This window comes from Ornithinimicrobium sp. CNJ-824, assembly GCF_001942405.1.
In the GTDB taxonomy this organism is placed as follows: domain Bacteria; phylum Actinomycetota; class Actinomycetes; order Actinomycetales; family Dermatophilaceae; genus Ornithinicoccus; species Ornithinicoccus kibberensis.
Genome location: NZ_MKKA01000027.1, coordinates 1 through 12,934, shown reverse-complemented (window position 1 = coordinate 12,934; position 12,934 = coordinate 1). Strand labels below are relative to the sequence as shown.

The window sequence follows — 12,934 nt, the reverse complement described above, 5'->3', positions numbered from 1 at the left end:
GGACAGTTCCAGCGTCGCTCCCGCGGCCTCATCGGGCTTCAGCCCCCCTGCGGGCTGGCCTCACACCCGCAGACGCCCCCAGATCAGCGATTCCCTAGGCTGAGCAGATGGACCCGCTCGACGAGCTCCGCGCGATGATCGACACCCACGGGTGGGCCGTGCGCAACGTGGTCGACCCGGAGCCGGCGCGCTGCCTGTCCTACACGGTCGGTCTGACCCGGCACGGCCATCCGGAGGTCGTTCTGACCGGACTCCCCCCGGACGTTGCGACCGCGTTCCTCAACCTCGCCGGGGAGATCGTCGTGCGGGAGGGCGGCCGCTTCGTCGCCGGTGAGCCCACCACCGAGCTCGCCGACGGACCGGCCCTGCCCGTCCTCGCCGTGACCGACCTCTCCGGGCTCACCGCCGCCCGGTCGCTCTACGGACCCGTCGAGGCGCTGCAGGTCGTGTGGACGGACTCGGCGGGCCACCTCCCCTGGGAGCCGGGGTATGCCAACCCGCCGGGCTCCCAGCCGATCCTGGGGCGTCCGTGACCGGCGTGACGAGGCGGCCGCGGCGTCCGGCTCGCGGGTAGGGTCCCTGCGTGGACCCGACCATGGCCCAGGCGCTCGGGCGCATCGAGGCCGCGCACGCCCGGCTGCGGCGCGACACCCTGCTCCGTGCGCTGCGCCCAGGACTGGGCGCCCTCGAGCTCGACCGCAGCCTGAGGGACGCCGGGCTGCCCGACGACGCGCTCGTGCGGTCGCTGTTCGGGTGGCACGACGGTGTCGACACGGACGGGGCCGTGCTGGGTGACCTGTGGCTCTTCCCCGGCTTCTACCCCCTCTCCCTGCAGGACGCGCTCCTGCACGCCGCGGCCTTCCGGTCACACCCCCGTCGGGGCGCGGACTGGCTCCCCGTCTTCGCGGACGGGGGCGGGGACTTCTACGTGGTGGACCTCGGGGACGGACGCGAGGGGGCCGTGCGCCGTCTCCGGAACGACGAGTGGGACCAGCCGGTCGAGTTCGCCGACCTGGCGGACATGGTCCGGACCGTCGCCACCGCGTTCGACGACGGCGTCTACCACGTCGACGACGAGGGGTGGCTCGAGATGGACGACGCCGCCTTCGCCAGGCTCGCCCGGCAGCTCAACCCCGGGATGCGGCACTGGGCCGAGCCGTAGCGCGGTCGGGCCGCGGTCGATCGGGGACCCCGCCGACCGCACGGCGGTAACGTGTCCTGATGAGCGGCCTCCTGCACCTGAGCCGTGAGCAGGTCCTCGGCCACCGGCGGCGGGTCGGTGCCCTCGACGAGCGGCTGGAGCCGGGACGGGCGTCGCTGCGGCGCGCGGCGTGGGCCGGCCTGACGGACAGCGTGCCGCGGGCCGCGCTGCTGTCCATCCACGCCCGGGTGCGCGAGACCTCCCCGACGACGTGGGCCGACGAGTCCCTGGTGCAGGTGTGGGGTCCCCGGTTCAGCACGTACGTGGTGCCGGAGCAGGACCGCGCCGTCTTCACCCTCGGCAGGCACCCGGTGGACCCGGCGCGCCGCCGGTTCGCCGAGGACCTCGCCGACCGGCTCGAGGAGGTGCTCGCCGGGCGGCGCCTGCCCTACCGGGACGCCGGCCGGGCCCTGGGCATGCACCCGAGCCAGCTGCGGTATGCCGCGACGACTGGGCGCGTCCTCGTGCGGTGGGAGGGTGCGGGGCCCCCGCACGTGTGGTCCGTCCCCAGGTCGGGGACGGATCCCGCGGAGGCCCGGCTGGAGCTGGCGCGTCGCTACCTGCGGGTGCTCGCCCCGGGCACGCCCGAGGGGTTCGAGACGTGGGCGGGGCTGAGGCGGGGGCAGGGGGCCCCGGTCCTCGACGCCCTGGACGACCTCGTCCCGGTGGAGTACCCGTCGGCGGGCCGGGCCTGGGTCCTGGCGGAGGACGAGGAGGGCGTGCGGCAGCCTCCGGCGGAGCCTCGTCCGTCCGTCTGCTCCCCAGCGGGGATGCCTACCTCCTGCTGTGGGGGGTCGACCGGGAGCTGCTGGTGCCGGACCCGGAGCGCCGCGCGGCGCTGTGGACGTCACGGGTCTGGCCCGGGGCGGTGCTGGTGGACGGCGAGGTCGTCGGCACCTGGCGACGCTCCGCCCACCGGGTCGCCGTCACGTCGTGGACGCGGCTGCCGGCCGGCGACCGCCGGGCCGTCGAGGCGGAGGCCGCCGCCCTGCCCCTGCCGGACCTGGACCGCGAGATCACGGTGACCTGGTAGGGAGAGCGGCATGACCGACTACGACGAGTTCGCGAGGGCATACTCCGCCGCCAACGAGGACAACCTGCTCAACGCCTGGTACGAACGCCCGGCGATGGTCGAGCTCGCCGGGGACGTCCGGGGCCGGCGCGTCCTGGACGCCGGTTGAGGGTCGGGCCCGTTGACCGCGGCGCTGCGGGACAGGGGCGCCGACGCGAGCGGGTTCGACCTGAGCCCCGCCATGATCGCCCTGGCCCGTGAGCGGCTGGGTGACGGGGTCGACCTGAGGGTCGCGGACCTGGCCGCCCGACTGCCCTACGACGACTCCGCGTTCGACGTCGCCGTCTGCTCGCTCGCCCTGCACTACCTGTAGGACTGGGCCGGCCCCCTGGGGGAGCTGCGCCGCGTGCTGCGACCCGGTGGTCGCCTCGTCGTCTCGGTGCCCCACCCGGCGGCGTACCTGTTCAACTACCCCGGCAGCGACTACTTCGCGCTCACCCGCTACTCGGAGGAGTTCACCTTCAGGGACCAGAGCGCCGTGCTGACCTACTGGCACCGTCCGCTGCACGCCATGACCGACGCCTTCACGCAGGCGGGGTTCCGGATCGGCGTGGTGAGCGAACCGCCGTGGTCGCCGGACACGCCCGCCGAGCTGCGGCCCGCCAACGCGGGCGAGCGGACCGCCTTCGTGTGCTTCCTGTTCTTCGTCCTCCAGGCGTCCTGAGCCCCGGGGCCCCGGCTGCCCCGTCCCCTCGGTTCCGGGGAGCCAGGATCCGGGGTGGGGGGCTAGTGTCGGTGCGCATGGACGAGGCCAGCGGGCCGGTGCCCTTCGAGGTGTACCAGGCGGGGGTGTACCTGCACGGCACGAAGGCGGACCTGGCCGTCGGGGACGTCCTCACGCCGGGGCGGGAGTCGAACTTCGAGGCCGGCCGCGTCATGAACTTCGTCTACTTCACCGAGACCCTGGACGCGGCGACCTGGGGTGCCGAGCTGTCCAGCGGCGCGGGTCGGGGCCACATCTACGTCGTCGAGCCGACGGGCGAGTTCGAGGACGACCCCAACGTCACCGACAAGAGGTTCCCGGGCAACCCAACCAGGTCCTTCCGGTCGGCCGAGCCCTTGCGGGTGGTGGGGGAGCTGGTCGGCTGGACAGGGCACCCGCCCGAGAAGGTGCAGGCAATGCGGGACGGGCTGGCGGCCCTGCAGCAGGAGGGTAGGGCGCCGATCGAGGACTGAGGACGTCCTCCGTCTCAGACCCGGCGCGTCTCCTCCCGCAGCCGGGGCTCCACCCGCAGCTCCGGACGGAAGCCGGCCTTGTCGGCGTAGAAGGCGCGGATGCGGTCCATGTCGGCGGCGACGTCCCCGGTCATCTCCAGGGTGGGACCCAGGCCCGTCGCCATCGTCGTGCGGTCGACGTAGCCCAGCGTCACCGGCATCCCGCTCTCCCGGGCGATGCGGTAGAAGCCGGACTTCCAGTGGGTGTGCCCTCCACGGGTCCCGTCGGGGGTGACCACGAGCCCGAAGACCTCCCCCGAGCGGACACGCCCGAGCACTTCGTCCACGACCCCACCGGCGTTGGCGCGGTCCACGGGGATGCCGCCGAGGGCACGCATCACCGGGCCCCGCCACCCGGTGAACAGGCTGTGCTTGCCCAGCCACCGGGTGTCTATGCCCAGACGCCAGGTGATCGCCAGCATGAGGACGAAGTCCCAGTTGGACGTGTGGGGTGCACCCACGAGCACCGTGGGCCGGTCCGGTGCGGGCGCGGTGGACAGAGTCCAGCGGCTGAGCGACCAGAAGGCGCGAGCCACGAGGCGTGGGAGCATGGGCCTACGGTAGTGGGCGGCCCGACGGGGCCGGGACCCCTTCCCGGTGCCCCGGCGGTAGCGTCCGTCCCATGATCCGCATCGGAGCGATCGTCATGAACACGGCCGACACCCAGCGCGCCGGCTCCTTCTGGAGCCAGGCGCTGGGGTACGAGCCAGCCGCCGCGAACCCGGACTTCCTGGCTCCGCAGGAGAGCGGCGCCTGCCGGCTCCACCTCGACGGCCAGGACCGCACGCACCTGGACCTGTGGACGGACAGCGAGGCGGAGCAGCGCCTCGAGGTCGAGCGCCTCGTCTCGCTGGGCGCGTCCCGGGTCGACTGGGACTACCCCGAGGACGCCGACTTCGTCGTCCTGGCCGACCCGACGGGCACCCTGTTCTGCGTCGTCGACACCGGCCGGTAGGCGCACCCGGCGCCAGACACCGCCGTCGCGACGACGCACGGCCGCCCGCCGTGGCGCTGGGCCGTCGGGAGCACAGAATGGGCGCATGAACATCGCTGCCCCGACCCCGTCCACCGACCTCCGCTCGACCCTGACGGCAGCCGCCGCCGGATCCGGCGAGGGGCTGCGCCGTGGCCTGTGGGTCAGCTTCCTCGACCCCTACGGTCTCGAGGTGGCCCTCGGCTCCGGCGTCGACTGGCTCGGGCTGGACCTGCAGCACGGCAACCTCGAGCCCTCCGACGTGCCCGGGCTGCTGCGTGTCGCCGAGCGCGCCGGGCTGCCGGTCCTGGCCCGGACGCCCGACCACGCCCCGGCGACGGTCGGCCGGCTCCTCGACGCGGGGGTCGACGGCCTCATCGTGCCCATGGTCGAGTCGGCCGACCAGGCCCGTGCCCTCGTCTCGGCCGGCCGGACCCCTCCGCGCGGCACCCGCAGCACCGGCGGCTGCCGGCAGACCCTCGGGGTGGCCGACGCCCCCGCCGAGCAGCTCCTGCTCCCCATGGTGGAGACCGCCGCCGGCCTGCGGAACGCCGCCGACATCCTCGCCGTCGACGGGGTCGACGGCGTCTTCGTCGGCCCCTACGACCTGTCCATCTCCTCGGGCTTCCCCGCCCCCGACTCGCCGCAGACCCTCGACGCGGTGCGGCACGTCGTCGGGCTGGCCCGGCACGCGCGGAAGGTCGCCGGCTTCATGGCCGGTGCGCCGGGCCTGGTGGACCTCGCCCCGGAGGCCGACCTGGTCGCCCTCGACACCGACGTCGCGGCCCTTCGCCTCGGGCTCTCGCGGCTCTACCGGTAGCGGCCCCGCGGGGGTGCGTGCTGCACGCACGTCCGTGCCGTCGGACGGGCCTCCAACCGGGCCGGGTCGATCGGCCCACCGCACACCGGGCAGGTCCCGTAGGTCCCGTCCGCGAGGCGGCCGAGGGCGGCCTCGACCTCCGCGAGGTGCTCCCGGGCCTGGTCGGTCACGGCGGCGAGCTGGGCCCGTTCGAAGGCGATGGTCTGGCCCTCGGGATCGTGCTCGTCGTCGGCGTTGGAGTCGCGGGAGGCGTCGAACAGGGCCGTCATGTCCCCGTCCAGCTGCGCCAGCCGGGCCTGCAGCGCAGCCCGCTCAGCCTCGAGCCGGTGGGCCGCCGCCTCGGCGACGGACCGGTCGGGGGAGCCGGAGGCCGCGGTCACGACGGCCGGGGGAGCGGCTCGGGGACACCACCGCGCCTGGCCAGCTCGGCCTCGGCCCGTGCCAGTCCGCCGTGCTCCAGCCCGGCGAGGTATGACGTGCCGCCCCAGACCTGCCGGCCCCGCCGGGCGACGCGCACCTCGAGCGTCCCCGCCAGGTGCTCCAGGGCCCCGGGGGTGTTGCGCGCCTGCGACGGCAGGGGGACCGGCAGCACGTGCGCGTCCCGCAGCGGCGAGGTCGCGTCCACCTCGACCCGCCAGCCGGTGAGCCGGTCGACGCCGCGCAGCCGCCAGGAGTCGTCGGCGACCCGGGCGTCGACGGGCGTCACCACGGGATCGCCCAGGCGCAGGACCCGACCCGAGGGGAGGCGGACGACGAGCGCGGTCACCTCGGTGCGCAACGGCATACCCAGCGGGGTGGCGTGCACCTGCCCGCCGGCGAAGGCGACGCACGCCCCCGGCTCGGCGAAGCCGTGGGCCTGCCCCCACCACCACGAGCCGGGGAAGCCCTCGGGGCCCCAGTTCTTCTCGCCGTAGACCTGGGCGCCGTCGACGGTCCAGGCCTCCTTCCCCACCACGACCGTGCCGGTGGCGCGACCGCCGAGCAGCCACGGGTGCCAGTACTGGTTGAGCCGGGGCACGACGTGGAAGACGCTCGACCCGCCGAGGGGCCGCGGCCACGGGTGGTGCGGCTCGAGCAGCAGGTCCACCCGGGCGTCCGGTCCGAGGTCGACCGTCAGCCGGTGCCCCGTGCCCTCGATCGCCCAGCCGTTCCCGGACCGTCCACCTCGTGCCCCCAGTCCGTGGGGTGCGGCCTCCGCGCCGGGGAGGGCGACGGTGCGCAGGAAGCCGTCGGAGGTGGCCAGCCCGACGGTGGCCCACGGCCCGTCGGGGCCCTGGTTGACGCCGACGAGCGCGATGAGCGCACGGCCCGACGCCACGTCGGTCACCCGCCAGAAGTAGCCCTCCATCGCCACCCCCGGGTGCGCACGACCGGGATCCTGCCAGGGCAGGTCCGCACCGGTGCCGCGGTAGCGGGAGAGCAGGGTCGAGCGTCGAGCCGGGGACCCGTTGACCATGGGCACGGTCGACCTCGGCCGCGGGCCTAGGCGGTGCTCGTCGTCGAGGCGAGCAGGCGGCGCGCCCGTCGACCGAGGTCGCCGAGGTCCACCCGTCCGGCCTCGGCCGCGGCGGCCAGGCGTCGGGCCAGGTCGAGCGCCTCGTCGAGCTCGGGTCCGACGACCGCGGCCTCCTGCCCCATGTCCCGCAGGATGGTGGCCTCGGTCCGGGAGGCGATGAGGGGGTCGGGGACGCCGTCGATCCAGACCCGGGTGCGCCGGCCCCCGCCCCGCTCCTCGCCGGTGATCCGCTCGAGGGCGTAGATGCGGTCGGCCCGGGCGAACGTGCCGAACCCCAGGGCCACCATCCGCGCGTCCGACGTCACGGGTCCATCCTGGCACCGATCACGCGCGTCGTCGCCCGGCCGACCCCCTGATCGTCGTCTCCACCCTTAGGCTGGACGGGTGCGGGAGCCGGTCGCCCACGTCCAGCTGCGCCCGATGGAGAGCGCGGACGTCCCCGCCGTGCTCGACGTCCAGGAACCGGCGGCGGTGGCAGGTCTGGCCGACGTCTTCCCCCAGGACCGTCACCCCTTCCCCCGCGAGGTGGTCGCCGCCCGGTGGCGGGAGGAGATCGCCAGCCCCGACGTCGAGTGCCTGGTGGCGCTGGACGCGGGGACGGTCGTCGGCTTCGCCGCGGTGCGCGGCGACGAGCTCCTCCACCTCGGCACCGCCCTGGAGCGGTGGGGGACCGGGACCGCCCAGGAGGTCCACGACCTGGTGGTGGACCACATGCGCTCGCGGGGGACCCGACGGGCGTGGCTGTGGGTGTTCACCGACAACCGACGCGGTCGCCGGTTCTACGCGAGGCTCGGCTGGGCCCCGACCGGGGAGCGCAGCCGCAGCACCTTCCCGCCGCACGCCGAGCTGCTGCGCCTCGAACGGGACCTGTCGGATCCGGCCCGTCGTCGCTAGCCTGGCCAGGGTGGACGTGCACGAGCCGCAGAGCTGGCACCACGGGCTGGTGGCCAGGTGGTGGTCGCTGTTCCGCCGCACCGGCCCCGAGATCGACTACTTCCGCCGGTTCGTCGAGGCGGGGCAGCCGGCGCTGGACGTCGCCTGCGGGGCGGGCCGGCTGCTCGTCCCCTACGTCGAGGCCGGGCTGGACGTGGACGGCTGCGACGCGTCCCCGGACATGGTGGCCCTGTGCGCCGAGGCGGCGGCCCAGGTGGGCGCCGCGCCCCACCTGGTCGCGCAGCCGATGCACGAGCTGGACCTGCCCCGCCGCTACCGCACGGCCTACGTCTGCGGCGGACTGGGGCTGGGGTCGACCCGCGCCCAGGACGAGCAGGCGCTACGGCGGCTGCACGACCACCTCGAGCCGGGCGGCCGGCTCGTCCTGGACAACGAGGTCCCCTGGTCCGACCCGGGAGGGTGGAGCCGATGGCCGCCGGGCGGCCGCGACGGCCTGCCCGAGCCCGACCCCGACCAGCCCCCGACGGAGCGGCAGGTCGGCCCGGACGGCGACGAGTACGCGCTCGTCGCCCGGATGCTCTCCCTCGACCCGATCGCCCAGCAGGAGGCCTGGGAGATCCACGCCTACCGCTGGCACGACGGGGAGCTGGTCGAGGAGGAGCGTCACCGGCTCACCACCAACCTCTACTTCACGCACGAGGTCGTGATGCTGCTCGAGCGGGCCGGGTTCGTCGACGTGCAGGTCACGGGCGAGTACAACGACCTGCCGCCCACGGCCGACGACACCTTCCTGGTCTACACCGCCACCCGGCCGTGAGAGAGCCCCGCACGATCCAGCGGTCGGCCCGGTCCCGGTTCCGCGGCCTCGAGCCGGCTCCTGCAGCGAGGAGCTGAGGCATGGGACAGCTGGTCTACGTCGGCATCGGCTCGCTCGACGGCTACGTCGCCGACGAGGACGGGGACTTCGCCTGGAGCGCACCCGACGAGGAGGTCCACGCCTACCTCAACGAACGGGACCGGCGCGTGACGGCCGAGCTCTACGGCCGACGGCTCTACGAGGTGATGAAGGTCTGGGAGACGTATGGGGCCGCGCCCGGCTCCCCGGACGTCGAGCGCGACTACGGCGAGCAGTGGCGGGGCCCGCCCAAGGTGGTCTTCTCGCGCACGCTGCCGTCGGTGGACACCGCCCGGACTCGGCTGGAACGGCGGTTCGACCCGGCCGTGGTCCGACGCCTCGTCCACGACACCGAGGGGGAGGTGGGCATCGGGGGGCCGGAGCTGGCGGGCCAGGCACTCAGAGCCGGACTCGTCGACCGGGTCGAGTACTACGTCGTCCCCGTGGTCGTCGGCGGTGGCACGCCTTGGCTGCCACGGGACCTGCGGCTCGACCTGCGCCTGGTCGGGCACCACCGCTTCGACTGCGGCGTGGTGCACCTGGCCTACGACGTGGCCGACCGGCCGTAGGGGCCGGGTGACTGCAGGGGGACTCAGCTGCGGCGGGCGATGAACGCGAAGGCGACGGCGCCCACCGCGATCTGGCCCACGAGCAGGAAGAACAGAGCCATCATGGTTTCGGCGCCCAGCCCGATAACCACCACTGCCGCGGTCGTGAGCAACGGAGCCGTCAACCCCAGCACCGCCAGCGCACGGGTCAGCACGCTGTCGTCGCGCTCGTCCCCCGTCTGCGTGAAGGCCCGCTCGAAGGTGGTGGTCCGCTCCGGGCGGCGGGTCACCCGCCAGAGCGTCACGGCGGCGGCCACCAGCGCCACGCCGGCGCCCTGCAGGAAACCGGTGCCCATGTTGCCGGGGCCGTGCTCCTGCAGCAGCAGACCGGTGGCCAGGATCGCGGCCAGGAGGGCCGCGACGGCCAGCAGCACATTGGCCTTCTGACGGGCGGTCAGCTCAGTGGTCCACATGGAAGATCTCCTCGACGGTCGTGCGGAAGTGCCGGGCGATGGCGATGGCCAGCGGCAGGGACGGGTCGTAGCGGCCGGTCTCGATCGAGTTCACCGTCTGGCGCGAGACGGACAGCGCCTCGGCCAGCTCGCGCTGCGAGAGGCCGGCGGCCACCCGCAGGTCCCTGACGTCGTTGCGCACCGCTCCTCCTCCACCGGCTCCATCAAGGACAAGCGTCCTTGACGCCATCGACGTTACGGCGCGTCGCACGGGATGTCAAGCGTCCTTGTCCTCGCCTCGACAGCGTGACCGGGTCCTCGCGTCGCGAGCGGGCCCTAGTTCGGCAGCACCCTGTCCACCGCACCCCGCACGGTGTCGGCCGCCTTCGCCAGCAGCGGCTGGTCGTCCCCGCCGGCCGCCCACGACGGGTCCTGCGGCATCGGCCCCATCGGGTCGGCCGTGGCCGGGTCGACGGCCGAGGTCTCCCGGGGGTCGGCCAGCGACCGGCGGAACGACTCGTCCAGCCCCACGAGCACGTAGCCCTCCGGCAGCAGGTCCCGGCGGAAGTCCTCCTCGCCGCACACCATGTCGTGGTGCAGGCTCTCGACCAGCGCCTCCACGGTGGGCGTCGGCACGTCGGTCAGCCCCCCGGCGAGGAAGCCGACGAGGTCGGTCGGCAGCAGGGGCACCTCGATCTGCGGGCGTTCCAGGCCCGCCACCGTGGCGTACCGGTCGAGCAGGTCGGCGTAGGGCAGGCGCTCGGGCCCGCCGATGTCGTAGCTGCGCGTGCCCACGTCGGCCGTCAGCGCGCCGACCAGGGCCTCGACGGCGTCGACGACGGCGATCGGCTGGACGTCGGAGTTCATCCAGTCGGGCACGGTCTGCAGCGGCATCCGCTCGCTGACCTGGCGGATGATCTCGAAGGACGTTGACCCGCTGCCGATGAGCACCGCCGCGCGCAGGGTGATGGCGGTCGCCGGCGTGGAGCTGAGGATGTCCTCGACCTCGAGCCGGGAGCTGATGTGCTCGCTGAGCTCGGACTCGTCGACGGGCGGCACGATGCCGGACAGGTAGACCACCCGGGACGTCCCGTGCTTCGTCAGGGCCTGCGCCACGTGCTGGGCTGCCTCGCGGTCCTTCTGGGCGAAGTCCTCGCCCCCGCCCATCCCGTGGATGAGGTAGTAGACGGCGTCGACCCCCTCGACCGCCGCGTCCACCTGGTCACGGTCCTGGATGTCCATCTCGACGGTCTCGACCCGGTCGGAGAACCAGGGTCCCTCCTTGGACGGGTCGTGCGTCGTCGTGCGCACCTCGTGGCCCTCGTCGAGCAGCCGCGGGACCAGCCGCCCCCCGACGTAGCCGGTCGCGCCGGTCACCAGAACCTTCATGCCTGTCCCATCCCTTCGAGCGTCCCGAGCGGTCAGGCGCCAGTATGGCGCAGCCCGGGCGGGCGGGCCCGTCGCCGGGCCCGCTCCGGGGTGCGGGAAGGCCGCCGCTCGAGTGCACCAGAAAGTGCACTATGCTGCACTCCATGGATCCCCAGGCCGCAGCTCTCGCCGCCGCCGTCGGTGCGCGGGTGCGTCGCGAACGGCAGGACCGGCGCTGGACCCTCGACCGGCTGGCCGAGGCCTCCGGCCTAAGCCGCCGGATGGTCGTCAACGTCGAGCAGGGTGCCGCCAACCCCAGCGTCGGCACCCTGCTCCGGCTGGCCGACGCGCTCGGCCTGGGCCTGCCGGCGCTCGTCGAGCCGCCCGGCACCACCGACGTCACGCTGACCCGGTCGGGGGAGGGGGCCACCCTGTGGACCGGCGAGCACGGCGGCCGCGGCGTGCTCGTCGCCGGCACCCGCCCGCCCGACGTGCTCGAGCTGTGGGACTGGACGCTGGCCCCCGGCGACGCCCATGCCGCCGAGGCGCACGCGGTCGGCACCACCGAGCTCCTGCACGTCCTCGACGGCCGGGTCGCCCTCGAGGTCGACGGCACCCGCCACGAGCTGTCGCCCGGCGACGCCGCGAGCTTCCCCGGCGACGTCCCGCACGCCTACCGGAACGTGCACGACATACCTGCCCGCTTCTCCCTGGCCGTCCTCGAACCGGGGGTCGGCCCCACCACCCCAGGAGGAACCCGATGACCCCCACCCCCGAGGACCTGCTCGCCCGCGCCTCCGTCGACGACGAGGTGCTCGCGCTCCGGCCGGACTACCGCGCGCTGCTCGTGGTCGTCGACGGGATCGTCCCCGCGGCCGGCGACAGCGGCAGCGAGGCGCTGCTCGTCGCCGCCGAGGAGCACGCGCGCGAGCTGCTCGGGCGGTCGCCGGTCGAGGAGCTGGCGCACGTGGCGGCCTGGCGCGAGGCCTACCGCGCCTTCGGGGCCAAGCCGCAGCGCACCCGCAACAGCCTGGAGGCGCTGACCCGCCGTGCTCCCAAGGGGCTGCCGCGGGTCAACCGGCTGACCGACGTCTACAACGCGGTGTCGGTGCTGCACCAGCTGCCGCTGGGCGGGGAGGACCTCGACCGGTATGCCGGTCCGCCGCGCCTCGTGCGCGCTACCGGCGCCGAGCCGTTCGACACGACGGCCGACGGGGAGACGGTCGTCGAGCACCCCGAGGCGGGGGAGGTCGTGTGGGCCGACGACGCCGGCGTGACCTGCCGGCGGTGGAACTGGCGCCAGGCCCGCCGCACCCAGCTGCACGAGGGCACGACCACCGCGCTGTTCATCCTCGACGCACTCGGCCCGATGGGCGACGACGCGCTCACCGCCGCCGCTGACGACCTCGTGGGCCACCTGGCCGAGGGGGCGCAGATCCGCAGCTGGCGCCGGCTGCTGGGGGCCGGAGGTGGACTCTCAGCCGGTTCTTGACGAACTGGGGCCTCGCGACCAGCGGTTTTGTCCTCGGGCGTGTCAAGAACCGGCTGACAGTCGAGGTGCTGACCCGCTCAGGGGGCGAACTCGGGCACCGGGCGCTGCTCGGCCTCCTCCTGGGTGGTCACGACGCCGTTCTCGGCGATGTCGTCGACGAGCCACTTCATCTCGGCGATCTCCTTGCGCTGGGCCTCGATGATCTCGTCGGCCAGCTCGCGCACCCGCACGTCGTCGATGTCGGCGCGCTCGCTGGTGAGGATGGCGATGGAGTGGTGCGGGATCATCCCGTTCATGTAGGCCCGGTCCTCGACGAAGGTCTGCGAGCGGGACAGCCACAGCGCGGTCAGGCCCAGGACGATGGCGCCGGCGATGATGGCGAGGTTGACCGTGACGTTCTTGTACATCATCCCCCACATGAAGCCGAGCATGATGATGGCCATCGCCGAGCCCATGAGCAGGGCCATGTAGACCCGCTCCTCGCTGAA

21 protein-coding genes and 1 pseudogene are annotated in these 12,934 nt (G+C 74.2%); 14 read left to right on the top strand and 8 right to left on the bottom strand.

Going from position 1 to position 12,934, the window contains the following annotated elements; all coding sequences use genetic code 11:
• Positions 1 to 107: 107 nt before the first annotated feature.
• The 7 genes and pseudogenes from BJF81_RS10430 to arr all read left to right on the top strand — a co-directional run bounded on the left by BJF81_RS10430 (position 108) and on the right by arr (position 3,449).
• Positions 108 to 533 carry a DUF4262 domain-containing protein gene (locus BJF81_RS10430; protein ID WP_075958283.1) on the top strand — a complete coding sequence of 142 codons (426 nt, stop codon included), beginning with the start codon at positions 108 to 110 and terminating at the stop codon, positions 531 to 533.
• A 50-nt stretch (positions 534 to 583) separates the two neighbouring features.
• Positions 584 to 1,162 carry a hypothetical protein gene (locus BJF81_RS10425; protein WP_143780795.1) on the top strand — a complete coding sequence of 193 codons (579 nt, stop codon included), beginning with the start codon at positions 584 to 586 and terminating at the stop codon, positions 1,160 to 1,162.
• A gap of 59 nt (positions 1,163 to 1,221) precedes the next feature.
• Positions 1,222 to 2,234 (top strand): annotated as a pseudogene (locus tag BJF81_RS10420) (DNA glycosylase AlkZ-like family protein).
• A gap of 10 nt (positions 2,235 to 2,244) precedes the next feature.
• A complete protein-coding gene (locus BJF81_RS21030) occupies positions 2,245 to 2,382 on the top strand; it encodes a hypothetical protein (protein ID WP_342447127.1) in 138 nt (45 codons plus the stop codon).
• 12 nt (positions 2,383 to 2,394) lie between these two features.
• A complete protein-coding gene (locus BJF81_RS21025) occupies positions 2,395 to 2,586 on the top strand; it encodes a class I SAM-dependent methyltransferase (RefSeq protein ID WP_342447126.1) in 192 nt (63 codons plus the stop codon).
• Between the two features lie 33 nt (positions 2,587 to 2,619).
• Positions 2,620 to 2,937: a hypothetical protein gene (locus BJF81_RS21020; protein WP_342447125.1), complete on the top strand. Its 318-nt coding sequence runs from the start codon at positions 2,620 to 2,622 to the stop codon at positions 2,935 to 2,937.
• 77 nt (positions 2,938 to 3,014) lie between these two features.
• The gene (gene arr, locus BJF81_RS10410; protein WP_075958288.1) at positions 3,015 to 3,449 is read left to right on the top strand and encodes an NAD(+)--rifampin ADP-ribosyltransferase; all 435 of its coding nucleotides are present in this window, start codon (positions 3,015 to 3,017) and stop codon (positions 3,447 to 3,449) included.
• 14 nt (positions 3,450 to 3,463) lie between these two features.
• Here arr and BJF81_RS10405 read toward each other — a convergent pair whose 3' ends face one another.
• Positions 3,464 to 4,039: a 1-acyl-sn-glycerol-3-phosphate acyltransferase gene (locus BJF81_RS10405; protein ID WP_075958280.1), complete on the bottom strand. Its 576-nt coding sequence runs from the start codon at positions 4,037 to 4,039 to the stop codon at positions 3,464 to 3,466.
• Positions 4,040 to 4,110: 71 nt separating this feature from the next.
• On the opposite strand from BJF81_RS10405, the gene BJF81_RS10400 reads away from it, so the two are divergent.
• Together BJF81_RS10400 and BJF81_RS10395 are read left to right on the top strand one after the other, a co-directional pair.
• Positions 4,111 to 4,443 (top strand): VOC family protein, encoded by a 333-nt coding sequence (locus BJF81_RS10400; RefSeq protein ID WP_075958279.1) that lies wholly within the window; start codon positions 4,111 to 4,113, stop codon positions 4,441 to 4,443.
• 85 nt (positions 4,444 to 4,528) lie between these two features.
• Positions 4,529 to 5,281, top strand: a complete 753-nt coding sequence (locus BJF81_RS10395) for an HpcH/HpaI aldolase family protein (RefSeq protein ID WP_075958278.1) — start codon at positions 4,529 to 4,531, stop codon at positions 5,279 to 5,281.
• Here BJF81_RS10395 and BJF81_RS10390 read toward each other — a convergent pair.
• Genes BJF81_RS10390 through BJF81_RS10380 form a run of 3 tightly spaced genes read right to left on the bottom strand, consistent with a single transcriptional unit; the run spans position 5,272 to position 7,102 of the window.
• The gene (locus BJF81_RS10390; protein ID WP_237770181.1) at positions 5,272 to 5,661 is read right to left on the bottom strand and encodes a TraR/DksA family transcriptional regulator; all 390 of its coding nucleotides are present in this window, start codon (positions 5,659 to 5,661) and stop codon (positions 5,272 to 5,274) included. The two genes, BJF81_RS10395 and BJF81_RS10390, sit on opposite strands and share 10 nt — an antisense overlap.
• Positions 5,658 to 6,737 carry a tocopherol cyclase family protein gene (locus tag BJF81_RS10385; RefSeq protein WP_075958277.1) on the bottom strand — a complete coding sequence of 360 codons (1,080 nt, stop codon included), beginning with the start codon at positions 6,735 to 6,737 and terminating at the stop codon, positions 5,658 to 5,660. Before BJF81_RS10385 ends, BJF81_RS10390 begins: the two co-directional genes overlap by 4 nt.
• Positions 6,738 to 6,763: 26 nt before the next feature.
• Positions 6,764 to 7,102 (bottom strand): hypothetical protein, encoded by a 339-nt coding sequence (locus BJF81_RS10380; protein ID WP_083664153.1) that lies wholly within the window; start codon positions 7,100 to 7,102, stop codon positions 6,764 to 6,766.
• 79 nt (positions 7,103 to 7,181) lie between these two features.
• Here BJF81_RS10380 and BJF81_RS10375 point away from each other — a divergent pair, with 79 nt between their 5' ends.
• From BJF81_RS10375 to BJF81_RS10365, 3 genes are all read left to right on the top strand, one after another.
• Positions 7,182 to 7,691 carry a GNAT family N-acetyltransferase gene (locus BJF81_RS10375; protein ID WP_237770180.1) on the top strand — a complete coding sequence of 170 codons (510 nt, stop codon included), beginning with the start codon at positions 7,182 to 7,184 and terminating at the stop codon, positions 7,689 to 7,691.
• 10 nt (positions 7,692 to 7,701) lie between these two features.
• Positions 7,702 to 8,508 carry a class I SAM-dependent methyltransferase gene (locus BJF81_RS10370; protein ID WP_075958276.1) on the top strand — a complete coding sequence of 269 codons (807 nt, stop codon included), beginning with the start codon at positions 7,702 to 7,704 and terminating at the stop codon, positions 8,506 to 8,508.
• An 80-nt stretch (positions 8,509 to 8,588) separates the two neighbouring features.
• The gene (locus tag BJF81_RS10365; RefSeq protein ID WP_075958275.1) at positions 8,589 to 9,155 is read left to right on the top strand and encodes a dihydrofolate reductase family protein; all 567 of its coding nucleotides are present in this window, start codon (positions 8,589 to 8,591) and stop codon (positions 9,153 to 9,155) included.
• A 23-nt stretch (positions 9,156 to 9,178) separates the two neighbouring features.
• On the opposite strand, the gene BJF81_RS10360 is transcribed toward BJF81_RS10365, so the two are convergent.
• The 3 genes from BJF81_RS10360 to BJF81_RS10350 all read right to left on the bottom strand — a co-directional run bounded on the left by BJF81_RS10360 (position 9,179) and on the right by BJF81_RS10350 (position 10,975).
• A complete protein-coding gene (locus BJF81_RS10360; protein ID WP_075958274.1) occupies positions 9,179 to 9,607 on the bottom strand; it encodes a hypothetical protein in 429 nt (142 codons plus the stop codon).
• Complete coding sequence (locus BJF81_RS10355; protein WP_075958273.1) at positions 9,594 to 9,788, bottom strand: helix-turn-helix transcriptional regulator; 195 nt, start codon at positions 9,786 to 9,788, stop codon at positions 9,594 to 9,596. The genes BJF81_RS10360 and BJF81_RS10355 overlap by 14 nt, the downstream gene beginning before the upstream one ends.
• A 134-nt stretch (positions 9,789 to 9,922) precedes the next feature.
• On the bottom strand, positions 9,923 to 10,975 hold the full coding sequence (locus BJF81_RS10350) for an NAD(P)H-binding protein (RefSeq protein ID WP_075958272.1): 1,053 nt from the start codon (positions 10,973 to 10,975) through the stop codon (positions 9,923 to 9,925).
• Between the two features lie 143 nt (positions 10,976 to 11,118).
• Here BJF81_RS10350 and BJF81_RS10345 point away from each other — a divergent pair, with 143 nt between their 5' ends.
• Positions 11,119 to 11,718 (top strand): helix-turn-helix domain-containing protein, encoded by a 600-nt coding sequence (locus BJF81_RS10345; RefSeq protein ID WP_075958284.1) that lies wholly within the window; start codon positions 11,119 to 11,121, stop codon positions 11,716 to 11,718.
• The gene (locus tag BJF81_RS10340) at positions 11,715 to 12,446 is read left to right on the top strand and encodes a B3/B4 domain-containing protein (protein WP_075958271.1); all 732 of its coding nucleotides are present in this window, start codon (positions 11,715 to 11,717) and stop codon (positions 12,444 to 12,446) included. The genes BJF81_RS10345 and BJF81_RS10340 overlap by 4 nt, the downstream gene beginning before the upstream one ends.
• Positions 12,447 to 12,523: 77 nt before the next feature.
• Here BJF81_RS10340 and BJF81_RS10335 read toward each other — a convergent pair.
• Positions 12,524 to 12,934, bottom strand: a 411-nt coding sequence (locus tag BJF81_RS10335) for a DUF305 domain-containing protein (protein ID WP_075958270.1), incomplete at its 5' end; no start/stop codon positions are given.

What these genes read in the sequence shown, in the direction of transcription:
- BJF81_RS10430 (WP_075958283.1), top strand. Translation starts at nt 108, where the DNA reads ATGGACCCGCTCGACGAGCTCCGCGCGATGATCGACACCCACGGGTGG.
- BJF81_RS21030 (WP_342447127.1), top strand. Translation starts at nt 2,245, where the DNA reads ATGACCGACTACGACGAGTTCGCGAGGGCATACTCCGCCGCCAACGAG.
- arr (WP_075958288.1), top strand. Translation starts at nt 3,015, where the DNA reads ATGGACGAGGCCAGCGGGCCGGTGCCCTTCGAGGTGTACCAGGCGGGG.
- BJF81_RS10405 (WP_075958280.1), bottom strand. Translation starts at nt 4,039, where the DNA reads ATGCTCCCACGCCTCGTGGCTCGCGCCTTCTGGTCGCTCAGCCGCTGG.
- BJF81_RS10400 (WP_075958279.1), top strand. Translation starts at nt 4,111, where the DNA reads ATGATCCGCATCGGAGCGATCGTCATGAACACGGCCGACACCCAGCGC.
- BJF81_RS10395 (WP_075958278.1), top strand. Translation starts at nt 4,529, where the DNA reads ATGAACATCGCTGCCCCGACCCCGTCCACCGACCTCCGCTCGACCCTG.
- BJF81_RS10385 (WP_075958277.1), bottom strand. Translation starts at nt 6,737, where the DNA reads ATGGTCAACGGGTCCCCGGCTCGACGCTCGACCCTGCTCTCCCGCTAC.
- BJF81_RS10365 (WP_075958275.1), top strand. Translation starts at nt 8,589, where the DNA reads ATGGGACAGCTGGTCTACGTCGGCATCGGCTCGCTCGACGGCTACGTC.
- BJF81_RS10360 (WP_075958274.1), bottom strand. Translation starts at nt 9,607, where the DNA reads ATGTGGACCACTGAGCTGACCGCCCGTCAGAAGGCCAATGTGCTGCTG.
- BJF81_RS10350 (WP_075958272.1), bottom strand. Translation starts at nt 10,975, where the DNA reads ATGAAGGTTCTGGTGACCGGCGCGACCGGCTACGTCGGGGGGCGGCTG.
- BJF81_RS10345 (WP_075958284.1), top strand. Translation starts at nt 11,119, where the DNA reads ATGGATCCCCAGGCCGCAGCTCTCGCCGCCGCCGTCGGTGCGCGGGTG.
- BJF81_RS10340 (WP_075958271.1), top strand. Translation starts at nt 11,715, where the DNA reads ATGACCCCCACCCCCGAGGACCTGCTCGCCCGCGCCTCCGTCGACGAC.